This window comes from Providencia sp. PROV061 (assembly GCF_011045655.1).
GTDB lineage: Bacteria > Pseudomonadota > Gammaproteobacteria > Enterobacterales > Enterobacteriaceae > Providencia > Providencia hangzhouensis.
Genome location: NZ_CP042861.1, coordinates 653,394 through 669,453, shown reverse-complemented (window position 1 = coordinate 669,453; position 16,060 = coordinate 653,394). Strand labels below are relative to the sequence as shown.

The window sequence follows — 16,060 nt, the reverse complement described above, 5'->3', positions numbered from 1 at the left end:
TGAATGAAGCCAACACCCCTACAATTCAAACTAGGACGGGTTAAATGAATTCATAAGCATCACCGAATAACTGCTCCGGTTTACCTCCGCGCTCATTACAAAACCGTTCTCTAGCTATTTTCGCCATTTCAAAACGACCTGCAATATAGATATCATGGCCTGATAAGTCACCGAAATCTTCTAGCACTGCACTCAGAACCGTTCCTGTTCTGCCTCGCCATAGTTCATCTGGTTGCTCTACAACTGGTGTGATCTTTAAATTAGGATAGTTTTCACTAAGGGCCTGTAATTCGCCAAGATCGTATAAGTGTTTCAATTGACGACCACCCCAATAGAAAGTGATATCACGATTCGGGTTTTCAGCTAAAGCCGCAAGCAATACTGAGTGGGTATAGGAAAAACCTGTCCCACCAGCAATTAAGATCATGGCATTACTGCTATTTTCTCGAAACCAAGCTTTACCATGTGGGATGTCGATATCAATACGTTTTTGATCCAAAATTCTATCCATTACTGCCATTGCATATAGATTGATTTCAGAAGCACCGATATGTAACTCAATAGTTTCTTTATTGTGAGGAGTTGAAGCCATTGAAAATGGTCGTTTGTCACGCTCATCCATCACGACCATTAAATATTGGCCTGCTTTAAAATGAAAAGGACCATCTGGCAACAAAATCACCCGATAAACCGTATCCGTGATAGATTCAACAGATGTTACTTTACAGCTTAAAGTTGCCATGGTTTCCCTCTTATTTTTTGTCAAAAATATTTAATTGTTCCCAAATATCATCAATGCGAGATTTAACGCTCTCTGTCATTACGATAGGACGCCCCCATTCACGATCTGTCTCACCCGGCCATTTATTGGTGGCATCAAGCCCCATTTTTGAACCCAGCCCAGACACAGGGGAAGCGAAGTCGAGATAATCTATTGGTGTGTTTTCCATCATCACGGTGTCACGGGCAGGGTCCATCCGAGTTGTAATTGCCCAGATAACATCTTTCCAGTCCCGTGCATTAATATCGTCATCACAAACAATAACAAACTTAGTGTACATGAATTGGCGCAGGTATGACCAGACTCCCATCATGACTCTTTTAGCATGTCCTGCATATTGTTTTTTCATTGTTACGACGGCAAGACGATACGAGCACCCTTCAGGAGGAAGATAAAAGTCAACAATTTCAGGAAATTGTTTTTGAAGAATGGGAACAAGGACTTCGTTTAACGCCTCCCCTAATACTGCGGGCTCATCTGGTGGCCTTCCCGTATAAGTTGAATGATAAATTGCATCACGACGCTGAGTCACATGAGTCACAGTAAATACCGGGAAACTGTCTATTTCATTATAATAACCGGTATGGTCACCATAAGGACCTTCGGGAGCCATTTCACCTGGCTCAATATACCCTTCTAAAATAATTTCAGCGCCAGCGGGAACTTCAAGGTCATTCGATATGCATTTAACAACCTCGGTTTTATTACCACGTAATAACCCCGCAAAAGCATATTCTGACAATGTGTCAGGGACTGGTGTTACCGCGCCTAAAATGGTTGCTGGGTCTGCACCCAGGGCGACTGCAACAGGAAATTTTTCACCGGGATGCGCTTGGCACCATTCTTGAAAATCCAGAGCGCCACCGCGATGAGACAACCAACGCATAATAACTTTGTTTTTTCCAAGAACTTGCTGACGATAAATACCTAAGTTTTGCCTTTCTTTATGTGGGCCTTTAGTCACTGTCAGCCCCCATGTAATTAAAGGAGCGGCATCTTCAGGCCAACAATGCATAACTGGGATTTTTGTAAGGTCAACGTCTTCACCGGCCCAAATTTGTTCCTGGCAAGGCGCAGAGCTTAGCCGTTTTGCAGGCATATTTAGCACTTGCTTGAATTTTGGTAGTTTATCGAAAAGGTCACGAAAGCCTTTCGGAGGATCGGGCTCTTTCAGAAAAGCGAGTAATTTGCCTACATCATGTAATGCTTTTATGTCTTCTTGCCCCATCCCCATTGCAACACGTTTAGTTGTTCCGAAAAGATTACACAAGACTGGCATGTTATAGCCTTTGGGATTTTCAAATAATAGGGCCGGTCCCCCTGCTCTTAGTGTGCGATCTGCAATTTCAGTCATTTCCAAATAGGGGTCGACTTCCATTGTAATGCGTTTTAGCTCGCCTTGTTTCTCAAGTTGCGAGATGAAATCTCTAAGGTCACGGTATTTCATTATCTTCTTTTACTGTTACAGGGGGAGTCCCATTATAAGACGTCCGGCCAAGGTTACAAGTTGCTGTCTAAAGCACTTAAAAATCAATCTTTTTCTGGTTTAGTATACCATTTTACTGGCAATCAAAAGGGACTAATTTTTCTAATAGTAAAGTATCAAATTGTTCTGAGAATGTTTTATTATGCTGAAATAGTTTAAAACCTTCATCTTTTCCGCTGAAATAATGAAGTTCATTACCTTTAATTTGTAACCCACTTCCTTCCCTGAGCGCAACAACAACTTCATGAGGATTAATCACACAAAATTCTTGTAATCGTTCATCACGAGTTTCGCCCATATGACCAGAAATATGAGCATCAATATAATGAGGGTTAATTTGTAATGGAAATAGCCCCAGAGATGGCATAATTGCAGCATTACTAACAGGCATATCATTCGTAGTACGGATACTTGGAGTTGCTACATTGCATCCTGCACTCCAGCCGATATATGGCACACCACGCTCACGAACCGCACGTTGAATCGCAACTATCAACCCGTTCTCGTGTAGGCATTTATTCAACCACCAAGTGTTACCACCACTCACAAGAATACATTCTGCCTGCTCAATCGCTTCCACAGGACTAGAAAAGTGCTCAATAGACGTAACTTTTATTCCCAACGCATCTGAAAGCTGTTCTGCTCTTTCGTCATGTGAACCGCGAAGAACTGCATACGGAACCAAAACTGCTGACTTTATGTTCTTACGAACAATCATTTCTTTGATTCGAGGTAAGGCGTAGCTGAGCCATACCGGGTTGCCTGGTAGCTTACCGTTACTCAACAAAAAGATATCCATTATGTCTCCTACTGATTTGTTTTTTGCATTACAGTTATCATAAGACTATATTCGGTTAATATAGACCTAAGAATATCAATAATATGGTGCTGCTCTTCATTAGTCACATTGTTATGTCGTAATTTGTTATCATAAACATAGTTTTGTCAGATGGAATTCAAAAAAATGGAAAAATGGTATTTGCTTTATTGCAAACGCGGCCAAATTGAACGGGCTATGGAGCATTTAAACCGACAGAATGTTGTTTGTATGACGCCCATGACTGAAATGGAAAAGGTGGTTAGAGGGAAAAGGGTGACAGTGCAAGAAGCCCTGTTTCCAAACTACTTATTTGTGAAATTTGATCATAATGAAATTCATACGACAACCATCCAATCAACAAGAGGGGTTAGCCATTTTATTCGTTTTGGCCAGTTTCCGACGGAAGTCCCCGAAGAAATTATTGAGCTATTACAACAAACCCCCGTTAGTTATTCCGTCGCACCAGATATACCAAAACATGGCGACCAAGTGACAATTACCGAAGGTATTTTCGCGGGAGTACAAGCTATTTTTGATGAGCCTAATGGAGAGTATCGTTCTATTCTTTTACTGAATATTTTAAATAAAAGTGTACCTAAAGTGGTTGATAATACGCAATTTAAAAAAAATACAGATTGAACGCTTTAAGCAATCAAAAGCCCTTCTTAAAGGGCTTTTCACCTTTTTGCATTGCAAATTAAAGATAATTTAATGCAAATCAAGACTCTTCTTTTTCTTCTTCCTCTGCCTCTTCTTGCCGGTTTCTACCTTTACCAACATAGAAATTGGATAGTAAAACTCCGAGCTCGAAAAGCAAATACATTGGAACAGCAAGCAAAGTTTGAGAGAGTACATCTGGCGGCGTTAAAAACATCCCAACGATAAATGCCCCAACTAAAATATAAGGACGTTTACGTTTCAGAGATTCGGGTGTAGTCACGCCTGTCCAACACAGTAAAATAATTGCAATAGGTACTTCAAATGCCGCACCAAAAGCCATGAATAATGTCATGACGAAACTAAGATATTTACTGATATCGGGAATAAAGTTAACGCTATCTGGGGTCGTTTTAACAAAGAAACCAAATGCGAGCGGAAAAACAACGAAGTAGGCAAATGCCATTCCCAAATAAAACAAGAAACTACTTGAAACAAGCAAAGGCAACATGAGTTTGCGTTCATGCTTGTATAAGGCAGGTGCAATAAAAGCCCAAATTTGATAGAGAATAACCGGTATCGATACAAAAACCGAAACCATCATTGTCAATTTAATTGGGGTAAAGAATGTTGACGCCACATCTGTCGCACTCATTTGCGAACCTACTGGTAGCTTATCAATCAAAGGGGCTGCTACCAGCCGATAGATATCATTTGAAAAATAAGCAAGCGCAGCAAAAACAATTAAAACTGTAATTAAACAGTTTAACAGCCGTTTGCGAAGTTCAATGAGGTGGCTAATAAGTGGTTGTGTATCATTTACAGCCATGTGTTATTTTTCACTTTCAGTTTGATTAGAGTTTTTTACTTTAGCATCGAGTGATTCTACTGTTTTCACGGCGACTGAATCTTCTGGCTTTTCATCCTCAACAACAGCCGCCATTTTAGCAGCATGCTCAGGGTTTGGATCAGACTCTTCAGGTGGCTGCTGAGTATTATCTTTCGCTTCCTTTACAGCACTATCGTAACTGTCAGTGATCTCTTTTGCTTTGTTTAACTCTGTTTCAATATCATTGGTTGTCGCTTGGTAATCGCTTTTAAGCGATTGTGCCGCTGTACGCAGTTCTTCCATTGACTGCTTAAGTTCAGGAGAAAGCGCTTCTAAATTAGCTTTTTCTTCCACCTTTTTCAGCGTTTCTTGCAGCTCCTGCAGCTTTAACTCTTGCGATAACTCGTTTTGTACATTTGCAGCCATAGAGCGCATCGCACGGATCCACCCAGCGACAGTTCTCACTGCCACTGGTAACCGCTCAGGGCCTAATACAACGAGACCAATAACTGCAATAAGCAACAGTTCACTAAAACCTATGTCAAACACGGTTTAACCCTGCTCTTTGTTTTTGCTCTCAACTGGGCTTTCTTTCTTTTCAGCAGCCTGTTGTTCAGTAATATTTTTAGGTGCGAAGTCAGCATCTTGCTTTTCTTGTTCTGCTTTTGCTTTTTCGTCATCGTTCATTGCTTTTTTAAAGCCTTTGAGTGACTCACCCAAATCTGAGCCTAAAGAACGCAATTTTTTGGTGCCGAAAATTAAAATAATAAGTAAGGCAATGATAATGAGCTGCCAAGGACTACCGAAAGCAGCCATTGCAATAGTTGATTCCATTGTTAATACCTCTATATAGTTTTGGGATCAATTGTTATTAGATCTATTATATACAACCAACACAAAATACGGAAATGTTCACAGCCTTATAAACTTGTCGCAAAACAAAGTTTACTTAATTTCCGCCGGTTTTACACCAACCAAACAACCAAGACAGTGCACCTGCCACCATAAATACAATTCCAAACGGTGTGAGATTAGAAATGAGGAATAGAGTCCCACAGAGAATAAATGTAGCACCGATACCTAAAAGGTACTGAGATTTACGCTGCTTATTACGCTGACTTTTCAGTTGCTGAGTTAGTTGATCGATATTTGATTGTAAGTACTTATGCTGCCGTAATGCACCATAAATTAAATCCGGTATTTCAGGCATTTTTTCTGCCCAATAAGGTGCTTTTTCTTTTAATGCTTGAGTAATTGCAGGTATCCCTACTTGGCTATGAACCCAGTCCTCTAGAAATGGTTTTGCGGTTTTCCAGAGATCAAGCTGTGGGTAAAGCTGCCGTCCTAGGCCTTCTACATACAATAATGTTTTTTGTAATAATACCAACTGTGGTTGAACTTCCATGTTGAAACGACGTGCTGTATTAAATAAATTCAATAATACTTGCCCAAACGAAATTTCAGCTAATGGTTTTTCAAAAATAGGCTCACATACGGTACGGATAGCAAACTCAAAGTCTTCCACATTTGTGTCTGAAGGAACCCAGCCGGAGTCAACGTGCAGTTCTGCTACCTTACGATAATCACGATTAAAAAAAGCAATGAAGTTTTCTGCCAAATAACGCTTATCTTCTTTGTTTAATGAGCCGACTATCCCACAGTCTATCCCTATGTATTTAGGGTCCTCTGGATGATCGTAACTAACAAAGATATTTCCTGGATGCATGTCAGCATGGAAAAAGCTGTCGCGGAAAACCTGTGTAAAGAAGACTTTAACACCACGCTCTGCCAGCAGTTTCATATTCGTTCCCTGCGCTTTAAGCGCAGTAATATCGGAAACTGGGATCCCGTAGATACGCTCCATCACCATCACGTTTTCACGGCAATAATCTGGATATACCTCTGGTATATACAGCATGGCGCTATTTTCAAAGTTACGACGAAGCTGAATGGCATTTGCCGATTCACGGAGCAAATTCAGCTCATCGATCAAGGTTTTTTCGTATTCACGCACGACTTCTTTGGGTCTTAATCGCCGCCCATCTGGCAGCAAAGGAACCCAATTTGCAATACGATACATTAACTTAATATCAGCTTTAATAATTGGCAGAATATCAGGGCGAATAACCTTGATGACAACATCTTTACCATTTTCTTTTAACGTTGCGGTATGCACCTGAGCAATAGACGCAGAAGCTAAAGCTTGTTCATCGAAGTCATCAAACCACTGTTCTAAAGGCCCTTCGAGAGATTCCTCAATATAGCCTCGTGCCAGTTTGCCATCAAAACTTGCCACTTTGTCTTGTAATAATGACAATTGATCTGCGATTGCAGGTGGGAAAAGATCTCGGCGAGTCGATAGCATTTGGCCAAATTTGATCCAAACTGGCCCGAGTTCTTGAAGGGCGAGACGAAGCCTTTCGCCCAATGTTTTGTCTTTATGCTTATTTTTAATCCAAAAGAAACCTAAGCGACCTATTCTTAATGGTAACGTTAGTTTAGTTTTGGGGATTAACTCATCTAATCCGTAAGAGAGAAAAACCCGAATAATGAAGTAAAGTCGTTTTATTTCACCGGGTGTCATTCTTCTCCTCCAACTGGCTTAAACGTAGCTCAAGTGCACTCATTGAATTTTCTACTTGCTCAACTTCATCACTAAAATGAGCAAGTTCAAGCTGGCTAGGCGCCATCTTCCATTCTTCAATTATTGCGTCTTTGATATACGTTTTTTGCCGTTTTACTAAATGAGATGCAAGACAAGCACCTTTATTCAAGAACTTGCTAAGACCTTCGGCTGCAACATCACCAATGTAAGGTGATAGATAATGAGCAGGATTCCAAATTGCTAAGTCAAGTAAAGAAGACCAGTGCTGTACAATTTGCATATCCCCTTCAATCACGATATCACCACGATTGATAAGTTGAGATAATTGCTGTTTGTCTTTCAATTTAACTAGCGTAAAGATGGATGTTTTAATGGTACAGTCCGCAGGCTCAACCCACTGGCTTAACACATCAACATGATTTTCAGCAAAAACGAGTGTTAACGTTTTATTCAGTTCTTTAAGTTCAATAGCCATAACCTTGCCGGCCAAGCGCATTCTAGCTGGCTGTAGAACTTTTTCTTTAAACAACATGTGGTTAAGAGTGGTTTCCATCAATGCTGTTATCAAAGAATACAAAACTGTATTTTGATTTTCGGTATGTGTTGATGGTGCTTCCATCTTAGAATTTAAACCCTTTATGCAATGCGACAATTCCACCTGTCATATTAGTGTACGTCACCTGTTCAAACCCTGCATTTTCCATCATACCTTTTAGTGTTTCTTGGTTTGGATGCATACGGATTGACTCGGCTAAATAGCGATAGCTATCGGGATCATTAACGATCGCCTGACCAATACGAGGGAGTATATGGAATGAATAGGCATCATAAGCTTTATTCAGTGGCTCAATAATTGGCTTAGAGAACTCTAACACCAATAAGCGCCCACCCGGCTTTAACACTCGGAACATAGAGCGTAGCGCTTTGTCTTTATCGGTGACATTACGCAAACCAAAAGAGATAGTAATGCAATCAAAATAGTTATCAGGGAATGGCAGTTCTTCTGCATTGGCTTGTACATAATTAACATTACCAACAATGCCTAGGTCACGTAATTTCTCACGCCCCATTTTTAGCATTGAATCATTAATATCTGCGAGTATGACCTCACCTTTTTCACCGACTAAACGTGAAAATTTAGCGGTTAAGTCACCCGTTCCACCTGCAAGGTCAAGTACTCGTTGATTACGACGTACCCCACTCGCTTCAATGGTAAAACGCTTCCAAATACGATGGATACCGAATGACATCAAATCATTCATTAAGTCATATTTTGATGCTACTGAGTGAAAAACATTCGCTACTAGGCCAGCTTTATCTTCTTTGCCGACAGTACGGAAACCGAAATCAATGGTTTCTTTAGTTGGTTCAGTCATTTCTCTTATGCCTGCTTATCATTCAAACTTTTGTAGGAAGTGTAACAGTCTTTGGGCCAAAACCCTATCAGAAGTCTAAGATTCCGCACAATTAGACGTATCTGATCGCTCAACCAATTGGGGCTGGATAGGTTGTTTAATTTCGACCCCAAGCTCTTTAAAACTTTCCGCCTGGCTAATTAAATTTCCACGCCCTTCGGCAAGGCGTTTCATTGCCGATAGGTAAGTATTATTTGCTTTATCAAGACTGGTGCCTAAAACCTGCATATCATCCACAAACAAGCGCAGCTTGTCATACATTTTCGCTGCTCTATTTGCTATCTCCTGGGCATTTTGCCCTTGGCGTTCATACCGCCAAATATTATTAATTGTCCTCACCGCCACTAACAATGTCGAAGGACAAACTAACATAATATTCTGTTTAATTCCTTCATCAAGTAACTCGGGAGCTTCTTTCAAAGCCAGTAAATACGCAGGTTCAATAGGGATAAACATTAAAACGTAATCTAATGAACGAATTCCCGGTAACTGATGGTAATCCTTGCGGCTTAGCATACGCATGTGATTGCGGATAGATGCCACATGGTTTTTTAACGCCTGTTGCTGTTCATGTGGCTCTTCGCTATTGAAGTACTGTTCATAGGAAACCAACGACATTTTGGCATCAACAACCACATCTTTCCCTTCAGGAAGATGGATAATCACATCCGGTTGATAACGGTTATTATAACTTGTATTGATGCTAACTTGGGTTTCAAACTCACTTCCTTCACGTAAACCTGAGACTTCGAGGATCCTGGTAAGAATAGTTTCCCCCCAGTTTCCTTGAATTTTGTTATCCCCTTTCAAGGCTCGTGTCAGGTTAACCGCTTCTTTGGTCATTTGATTATTGAGCTGCTGTAATTGCCGAATTTCATAGGCTAAAGTATGGCGTTCTTTCGCTTCTTCACCAAAACTTTGCTGAACTTGCTGACGAAAACCTTCTAATTGCTCACGAAAAGGTGACAGCATCGCCAATAGGCTTTTTTGTTGTTGCTCTGATGCACGACGCTCATTTTGTTCAAAAATACGATTTGCTAAGTTTTCGAATTGTGCTGTCAGCCGTTGTTCGCTATTTTGTAAAATTCGCTGTTTTTCTTCGTTGGCTAGCTGGTTCTGTTCAAAACGGGTTATTACCTCACGAAGCTCAGCTTCTTGTTCTCGGTTAATATCCCTTTGAGTGCGCAATTCTTGATCTAGCCTGTCATACTCTTCTTTCCATTGCGCAAGGTGGATGTTTTTTTCGTCACTTGCAGCAAGTTGGCGGTTGAGTTGTTGTAGTTCCTGATCTTTTTGCGCAATTTTTTGGGCAATAGAGAACCAAGAGGCTAAACCACCAACTAAAACGCCACTCAACGCACCAATAACAGCATATAAAAGAGAGGTATCCACGGTTAAATCCTTACTTTACAAAGTCTAGTGTAAGGTAATGGGATACTGTATAAGTGTCCAGAGGTAATTTAGCCATCGAAGAAAATTTTGCGAAGCACTTCGCAAGCTTAGCCTATCCAACTTGCGAACCATTTCAGGCCGAGCGCTCCCGGCGCTAAAATACCAAATGCCCAAATCATCGCAGAAGCAATATTCGCAAGTTGGAAATGCCGTTGTGGCATGGCGCAAATCCCTGCAACCAAGGGAACAATGGCTCGTAACGGCCCGAAGAAGCGCCCAAAGAAAATTCCCCAAATACCCCATCGGTCAAAGAAACGCTGCCCTTTATCAATCATTTGTGGGTTACGAGAAATCGGCCACATATGGCGTACATTTTCTTTGTAATGATAACCAATCCAATAAGAGAGCCAGTCCCCAAAGAAAGCACCGAGAGCTGCTGCTAACCATATTGGCCAGAAAGTAATATTACTTTCACCAATCAAAGCGCCAAGCGCGAGTAAAATAACCGTTGCTGGTAACAGGAGTGACAAAAATGCCAAAGATTCCCCAAACGCCAAAAAGAAAATAATAGGAAGCGCCCATACTTCATGTTCGCGTGTAAAATCCGTCACTATGGTGACAATTTCATTGAGTGTCACGGTCAGTTCCTTTCATTAGGGAATAATCAGAATACTGTAGCGAAAAAGTGGTAAATCAAGATTAAACAAAGCAGAAACATTTTTAGAAAAACTAAGTTGTGGATACGGAAAAATGGATTATCCACAACTCATCTTACTGTAAGTGAAACTTAGTCCAAAAACTGACTCTGCAGTGCTTCTCGTTGTTGCCTTCCTAAGCCAAAATCTTTTTCTAGCCATTGGTCAACATTGCCATAATGGCTTTCAATACTGTTTAGAGCCGTTCTTAAAAAGTCTTCACGTACCGAATAGACATACTCAAATTTTTTCACAATGCTTTCGTCCATCGTTTTTGCATGTTCTTCGAGTAAATGCTTGCGGTATGGTGCAAGTGTTTCATTAGTCAGTAAGTAATCTTCCATTACAGTGTCTAAATCTGCACCTAAAGCAAATAATACTAATGCGGACCCGACTCCTGTACGGTCTTTTCCTACCGCACAGTGTTGTACGATACCACCTTTTTCTGGCTGTTTGAGTAAATTGACCAATTGGTGATAAGCAGGATTGTTCAGTGGTAATAATTCATATAAACGGAACATAAAAGCTTGCGGGTCAAATTGTTCCAATATTTCTGGCGTAAGTTTATCTAAATTTGCTGTGACCTCTTTTGCTAACGGATTTGCTGGTGCATGCACATAATGCGCGCCTTGCCAAATGACATCAGGCTTATCTAAGATTTCAGCTTCATCACGATAATCAATGATTTGGAAAAGATTTTGTGAACGTAGAACAGCTTCGTCCTCTTGAGTTAATCGGTCTAACGCACCGGAACGAAACAGGACTCCAGGCTTGATCTTCCCACCATTAGCGAGTTTTTTACCACCAAGATCGCGGAAGTTAATACCGCCTTTTAAAGGCAAAACAGAAGGATGAAGATAAGGTGTTGTTGACATAATAATTCCTTTTCGCCCTACAGCTTTCATTCCAGTTAGCAATAAAACAAATGTAACCTGAACAATTTAAGGGCACATAATATTGATAATTGTTTTTATGACAATAACAGATCTAGCGAATAAGAGGATCAGAATATTTCCTGTAAATTGATTAACAATTGTAACATTTATAAAGGAAATGAAGAGAAATAAGAGGTATGTAAAAGGACTAAGCCCGCTTACTTTTTGTCCACAACCGAGTGAAAGTCAAGTAAACGGGCCAGTAAATCACGGACTACAGTAAGCGGCGTGCAGCTTCAACCACAATACTTAATACGTTACCTTCAGTTTTCTTCAGTAACGCTTCATTTGGAATTTCTTGTTGGGTACGATTTACGATAACACCCGCAACCATACCAGCACGTAACCCTTTACTACTAGAACACATAGTCAGCAATGTGGCTGATTCCATTTCGTAGTTCATCACGCCCATGTCTTGCCACTCTTTCATCGAACCTCTGAAATGACGCATCACACGGCCAGTATAGGTATCATAACGCTCTTGACCTGGGTAGAAGGTATCAGATGATGCAGTTACACCAACATGAACGGTTGCACCTGCATCTTTCGCTGCGGCATAAAGCGCATTGGTACAATCAAAATCGGCAACTGCTGGGTATTCTAATGGCGCGAAGTGTTGGCTAGCACCGTCTAAGCGTACTGCTCCAGTTGTCACTAAAACATCACCGACATTGATATCTTCTTGGATTGCACCTGTTGTACCAATACGTAAGAAAGTGCGAATACCAAGCTGCGCAAGTTCTTCGACTGCAATAGACGTTGATGGGCCACCGATACCGGTTGAACAAACAATGACGGCTTTTCCGTCAACCTCACCACGCCAAGAGGTGTATTCACGCAATGACGCAAGGTGTACAGGGTTATCCATCAGACGTGCAATTTTTTCAACACGGTTAGGATCCCCAGGAACAATCGCTACGGTCGCACCCTGTAAGTCACTTTTCTTTAAACCTAAGTGGAAAACGTCAGACATTTCAAACTCCTTTACACAATGGCATCATTAAATCAGTCAATACTGATTAATCGTTATTTATAATATAGCGATAAAGCCATAATTTTTTAGTGATGAATGTCACTTTTAATGAAAACAATAAAAGTTTGATTTCATCATTAAGTGATTTACATCACATTTATTCATTGGTTTTATTTCTCTTTAAAATCCATTGTCATCAGTATAGATGAAAGTTTGACATAACGACAAAAGCGCCCCTGATTGCTGGGCGCTTTGATTATTTGGCAGAACTAAAAGTAGTAACGCTATATTAGAGAATTACATCAAGAACGAGGACACCAACTAGACCTATTGCCCACGCAATGGTGGTCGGAATAGACCAAACAATGATTTGCTGTTTAACGTCCTTAATTCCCATCATTCTGTTCACAACCCAATACAGGCTGTCGTTAAAGTAACCGAAGAACAGAGACCCCATGGTTGCCGCTTGCGCTGCGACCAATAAGTTAATATCAGGTATTTGGCTAATGATTGGTGCAGAAATAGATGCTGCGGTAATCATTGCTACTGTACCCGAACCTTGAATCAAACGAACCAACGTCGCGATGATAAACGGAATCAATACAGGTGTAATTGGCAGATTTGCTACATGCTCAGCAAGAATGTTTCCTGTGCCACTATCGCGAAGTACCGCGCCTAATGCACCACCAGCCCCCGTAACAAGCAGAATAATACCGGCTGCTTGTAAGCCTTCTTCCATACGGTCGATGACTTCTTCTTTCGTTGCTTTTGGCATTAATGTGTAAACAGAGATCAACACACTAATTGATAATGCAATAATGGGTGCGCCTAAAAATTCAAATGTTTGGAAATACCAATTGCTTTCCATACCTTGGAAAGATTCTGTTTTAAGAATTAATCCATTAATTGCATTTATGAAAATTAACAAAATAGGCGTAATAATCGGTAAAAGCGATAAGAACAGGCTTGGTAATGGTTTATTCGCTTTTTCTTCCATATAACGAGCGTGAACTTCTTTCAGGTCTTCACTACCCGTTTCATCTGGCATAAATTCAGGGTATTTAGTCCCTAACCATTTTGCGTAAAGAACAATACCGATAACACAAGGAATAGCGAGGCTCATTCCTGCCAGGATCATTGCGCCAACATCGACACCAAAGATCCCTGCCACGCCTAAAGGCCCAGGTGTTGGTGGAACGGTGTGGTGTGTCACCACTAACCCACCAGCGAGTGCAACGCCTAAAGTTAGTATGCTACGTTTACCATTTTTGGCTAATGCTTTTGCCAATGGGTATAAAATCACAAAAGCGGAATCAACGAAGATAGGAATACTGACAATATAGCCGGTAATTGCCAACGCCCATTCTTCACGCTTTTTTCCTAACCATTTGATAAAGCTATAAGCGATCTGTTCAGCAGCACCTGAAACTTCCAGCACCCTTCCCATCATTACCCCGAGTCCGATAACAATACCGATGCTACCGAGTGTTGACCCAAAGCCTTTTGTAATGACTGTCACTGTCTCTGCTGCGGTCAAACCACCGGATATACCCGCGATTGCTGCGGCAATTAGCATTGCTAATAACGCATGAACACGCGTTCGTAATACTAAGAAGATCAGGACAAATATGGCCACTGCGAGGCCAATAATAGGAATATAGGACATAGGCTATCTCCTACTTAGACGAACCGTGGTGGGTGATAAACGAACGGATCGCATCACCAAACGAACCATCTGCACGAAAACCGAGATCCAATGCTCGGCTGATATCAAATTTGCCCGGCCAGCTCGCCACAATACGGTTAATGGCTTCATCAGGCTCAAAGCGAATAAGATCCACAGCTTCTTGGCCTGCAACATCACGCAGAGCATCGATCATACCTTGGACGGTAACAGTGATACCTGGCAGGTTCACAGTGCGTGATTTACCAAATTTTTCAGCAGGGATACTGACCGCATGAATAAAGTTGTTAATCACAGTTTCAGGGCTAGATAACCATAACGCGAGGTCAGGGGAGACAGGACAAACACTTTCAACCCCATTTAATGGCTCGCGAATAATGCCACTTGCGAATGAAGAGGCTGCTTTATTGGGTACACCAGGGCGAATGCTAATAGTCGGTAAACGCATCACTCGACCATCAACAAAGCCTTTACGTGAATAGTCATTCACCATCAATTCACACATAGCTTTTTGAGCACCATAGGACGATTGTGGGTTAACGACACACAAGTCTGTGATGACATCAGGTAGCTCACCACCAAACACAGCGAGGGAGCTGGTGAACATAAATTTGATTGCAGGGTTCTTGGCACGAGCGACTTCCAATAATTGGCGAGTGGCTTCGAAGTTAACCTTCATACCCAAGTCAAAATCACTTTCAGCATGGCTACTTACGATAGCTGCAAGGTGGAAAACCACGTCGGTTTGTGCATCAATCAGTTTATCAGCCGCGCCTGCTTGCGTTAAATCTAACGCGACGCAACTGACTCTGGCATCTTCAACCGGTGATGTAGGGCATTGAATATCGGCTAAAACAAGGTGGTCAAATTTTAAGCCCTGGCTATTTTTAAGCAAAGCAGCGGCTAGCTGCTGGCCCAGAAAGCCTGCGCCACCAGTAATAATAACTTTCATTGTAATTCTCCTTGCTATAGCCTTTTAACTGGCTATGCAGTTTTAGGTAAGATTATTTATGTTTTATGTCTTGATTAAATGAAGTTTTATGTTTTGTTCTGTTATCCGCTGCACCACATCAGTTGGCAACTGATCATCACAAATGATGTCGTGCAATTGATTCAATGGGCAAACACGAAACATGCCATATTTGCCGAACTTACTACTGTCTGAAACCAGCACACAGCGGCGAGCAACATCCAATAGCGTTTGTTTTATCTGAACCTTTTCCTCATGCGGGGTAGAAACCCCGTGCTGCAAATCCCATGAACTGGTGCTGATAAAAGCAATATCAACATTGAGGGTTTTCAGCATCATCGCAGCCGTATTTCCTACACTAGAATGGTTACGTTTATCCACCAATCCCCCGGTGTGGTATAGGTTTAGCTGCGACTTATTCATTAAGTACTGCATAATCGAAAAATCATTAGTGACAATCGTTAAGTTGAAACGCTCGCCGAGTACGCGTGCTATCTCAAAGGTAGTTGTTCCCGCATCGAGATAAACCACTTGCCCATCTTCAACTAGTGAGCTGGCAAACTGGCCAATTTCACGCTTATGGCGATGATGTAACCGCGCTTTTTCACTCCAAGGTAACTCTTGGCGCAGCACATCATTTAACTTAACGCCACCACTAATACTGAGTACCTTCCCTTCTTCTTCTAACATCCGAATATCACGTCGCACTGTCATATGAGAGACATTCATTAGCTCAACCAAGTCACTGATCGATACGGTTTGATGTTCATGCACGTAACGGTAAATAAAATCACGACGCTCAGAAGGGAGCATAGGTT

17 protein-coding genes are annotated in these 16,060 nt (G+C 41.4%); 1 reads left to right on the top strand and 16 read right to left on the bottom strand.

Annotated elements, in window-relative coordinates:
• Positions 1-40 precede the first annotated feature (40 nt).
• The 3 genes from fre to pepE all read right to left on the bottom strand — a co-directional run bounded on the left by fre (position 41) and on the right by pepE (position 3,066).
• Positions 41-742 (bottom strand): NAD(P)H-flavin reductase, encoded by a 702-nt coding sequence (gene fre / locus FVA72_RS02985; protein WP_110592460.1) that lies wholly within the window; start codon positions 740-742, stop codon positions 41-43.
• 10 nt (positions 743-752) lie between these two features.
• Entirely contained in the window at positions 753-2,228 is a 1,476-nt protein-coding gene (gene ubiD / locus FVA72_RS02980) for a 4-hydroxy-3-polyprenylbenzoate decarboxylase (protein ID WP_004260801.1), read from the bottom strand.
• Between the two features lie 112 nt (positions 2,229-2,340).
• Positions 2,341-3,066, bottom strand: coding sequence for a dipeptidase PepE (gene pepE / locus FVA72_RS02975; protein ID WP_004260803.1), 726 nt, complete (start codon positions 3,064-3,066; stop codon positions 2,341-2,343).
• Between the two features lie 165 nt (positions 3,067-3,231).
• Between pepE and rfaH the strand changes: the two genes are divergently transcribed.
• The gene (gene rfaH, locus FVA72_RS02970) at positions 3,232-3,726 is read left to right on the top strand and encodes a transcription/translation regulatory transformer protein RfaH (RefSeq protein WP_036958310.1); all 495 of its coding nucleotides are present in this window, start codon (positions 3,232-3,234) and stop codon (positions 3,724-3,726) included.
• 79 nt (positions 3,727-3,805) lie between these two features.
• Here rfaH and tatC read toward each other — a convergent pair whose 3' ends face one another.
• The 13 genes from tatC to FVA72_RS02905 form a co-directional block, all read right to left on the bottom strand.
• Positions 3,806-4,573 carry a Sec-independent protein translocase subunit TatC gene (gene tatC / locus FVA72_RS02965; RefSeq protein ID WP_110592461.1) on the bottom strand — a complete coding sequence of 256 codons (768 nt, stop codon included), beginning with the start codon at positions 4,571-4,573 and terminating at the stop codon, positions 3,806-3,808.
• A gap of 3 nt (positions 4,574-4,576) precedes the next feature.
• Positions 4,577-5,122 carry a Sec-independent protein translocase protein TatB gene (gene tatB, locus FVA72_RS02960; protein ID WP_004260808.1) on the bottom strand — a complete coding sequence of 182 codons (546 nt, stop codon included), beginning with the start codon at positions 5,120-5,122 and terminating at the stop codon, positions 4,577-4,579.
• Between the two features lie 3 nt (positions 5,123-5,125).
• Positions 5,126-5,407 (bottom strand): twin-arginine translocase TatA/TatE family subunit, encoded by a 282-nt coding sequence (gene tatA, locus FVA72_RS02955; RefSeq protein WP_004260812.1) that lies wholly within the window; start codon positions 5,405-5,407, stop codon positions 5,126-5,128.
• A 115-nt stretch (positions 5,408-5,522) separates the two neighbouring features.
• Complete coding sequence (gene ubiB, locus FVA72_RS02950) at positions 5,523-7,157, bottom strand: ubiquinone biosynthesis regulatory protein kinase UbiB (protein ID WP_004260814.1); 1,635 nt, start codon at positions 7,155-7,157, stop codon at positions 5,523-5,525.
• Positions 7,144-7,797, bottom strand: a complete 654-nt coding sequence (locus FVA72_RS02945) for a ubiquinone biosynthesis accessory factor UbiJ (protein WP_110592462.1) — start codon at positions 7,795-7,797, stop codon at positions 7,144-7,146. Before FVA72_RS02945 ends, ubiB begins: the two co-directional genes overlap by 14 nt.
• A gap of 1 nt (position 7,798) precedes the next feature.
• Positions 7,799-8,554 (bottom strand): bifunctional demethylmenaquinone methyltransferase/2-methoxy-6-polyprenyl-1,4-benzoquinol methylase UbiE, encoded by a 756-nt coding sequence (ubiE, locus tag FVA72_RS02940; protein ID WP_004260818.1) that lies wholly within the window; start codon positions 8,552-8,554, stop codon positions 7,799-7,801.
• A 75-nt stretch (positions 8,555-8,629) separates the two neighbouring features.
• Positions 8,630-9,985, bottom strand: a complete 1,356-nt coding sequence (gene rmuC / locus FVA72_RS02935; RefSeq protein WP_110592463.1) for a DNA recombination protein RmuC — start codon at positions 9,983-9,985, stop codon at positions 8,630-8,632.
• A gap of 107 nt (positions 9,986-10,092) precedes the next feature.
• Positions 10,093-10,623 carry a DedA family protein gene (locus tag FVA72_RS02930; RefSeq protein ID WP_004260821.1) on the bottom strand — a complete coding sequence of 177 codons (531 nt, stop codon included), beginning with the start codon at positions 10,621-10,623 and terminating at the stop codon, positions 10,093-10,095.
• Between the two features lie 149 nt (positions 10,624-10,772).
• Entirely contained in the window at positions 10,773-11,555 is a 783-nt protein-coding gene (locus tag FVA72_RS02925; protein ID WP_096865127.1) for a tyrosine-protein phosphatase, read from the bottom strand.
• Between the two features lie 274 nt (positions 11,556-11,829).
• Positions 11,830-12,588, bottom strand: a complete 759-nt coding sequence (gene udp, locus FVA72_RS02920) for a uridine phosphorylase (RefSeq protein ID WP_004260826.1) — start codon at positions 12,586-12,588, stop codon at positions 11,830-11,832.
• Between the two features lie 289 nt (positions 12,589-12,877).
• A complete protein-coding gene (locus FVA72_RS02915) occupies positions 12,878-14,254 on the bottom strand; it encodes a GntP family permease (protein WP_094961394.1) in 1,377 nt (458 codons plus the stop codon).
• A gap of 10 nt (positions 14,255-14,264) precedes the next feature.
• On the bottom strand, positions 14,265-15,224 hold the full coding sequence (denD, locus tag FVA72_RS02910; protein WP_004260834.1) for a D-erythronate dehydrogenase: 960 nt from the start codon (positions 15,222-15,224) through the stop codon (positions 14,265-14,267).
• Positions 15,225-15,287: 63 nt separating this feature from the next.
• The gene (locus tag FVA72_RS02905; RefSeq protein WP_004260836.1) at positions 15,288-16,055 is read right to left on the bottom strand and encodes a DeoR/GlpR family DNA-binding transcription regulator; all 768 of its coding nucleotides are present in this window, start codon (positions 16,053-16,055) and stop codon (positions 15,288-15,290) included.
• Positions 16,056-16,060 lie beyond the last annotated feature (5 nt).

What these genes read in the sequence shown, in the direction of transcription:
- tatA (WP_004260812.1), bottom strand. Translation starts at nt 5,407, where the DNA reads ATGGAATCAACTATTGCAATGGCTGCTTTCGGTAGTCCTTGGCAGCTC.
- denD (WP_004260834.1), bottom strand. Translation starts at nt 15,224, where the DNA reads ATGAAAGTTATTATTACTGGTGGCGCAGGCTTTCTGGGCCAGCAGCTA.
- FVA72_RS02905 (WP_004260836.1), bottom strand. Translation starts at nt 16,055, where the DNA reads ATGCTCCCTTCTGAGCGTCGTGATTTTATTTACCGTTACGTGCATGAA.
- tatC (WP_110592461.1), bottom strand. Translation starts at nt 4,573, where the DNA reads ATGGCTGTAAATGATACACAACCACTTATTAGCCACCTCATTGAACTT.
- FVA72_RS02925 (WP_096865127.1), bottom strand. Translation starts at nt 11,555, where the DNA reads ATGTCAACAACACCTTATCTTCATCCTTCTGTTTTGCCTTTAAAAGGC.
- udp (WP_004260826.1), bottom strand. Translation starts at nt 12,588, where the DNA reads ATGTCTGACGTTTTCCACTTAGGTTTAAAGAAAAGTGACTTACAGGGT.
- FVA72_RS02915 (WP_094961394.1), bottom strand. Translation starts at nt 14,254, where the DNA reads ATGTCCTATATTCCTATTATTGGCCTCGCAGTGGCCATATTTGTCCTG.
- ubiE (WP_004260818.1), bottom strand. Translation starts at nt 8,554, where the DNA reads ATGACTGAACCAACTAAAGAAACCATTGATTTCGGTTTCCGTACTGTC.
- ubiD (WP_004260801.1), bottom strand. Translation starts at nt 2,228, where the DNA reads ATGAAATACCGTGACCTTAGAGATTTCATCTCGCAACTTGAGAAACAA.
- ubiB (WP_004260814.1), bottom strand. Translation starts at nt 7,157, where the DNA reads ATGACACCCGGTGAAATAAAACGACTTTACTTCATTATTCGGGTTTTT.
- FVA72_RS02945 (WP_110592462.1), bottom strand. Translation starts at nt 7,797, where the DNA reads ATGGAAGCACCATCAACACATACCGAAAATCAAAATACAGTTTTGTAT.
- rfaH (WP_036958310.1), top strand. Translation starts at nt 3,232, where the DNA reads ATGGAAAAATGGTATTTGCTTTATTGCAAACGCGGCCAAATTGAACGG.
- fre (WP_110592460.1), bottom strand. Translation starts at nt 742, where the DNA reads ATGGCAACTTTAAGCTGTAAAGTAACATCTGTTGAATCTATCACGGAT.
- pepE (WP_004260803.1), bottom strand. Translation starts at nt 3,066, where the DNA reads ATGGATATCTTTTTGTTGAGTAACGGTAAGCTACCAGGCAACCCGGTA.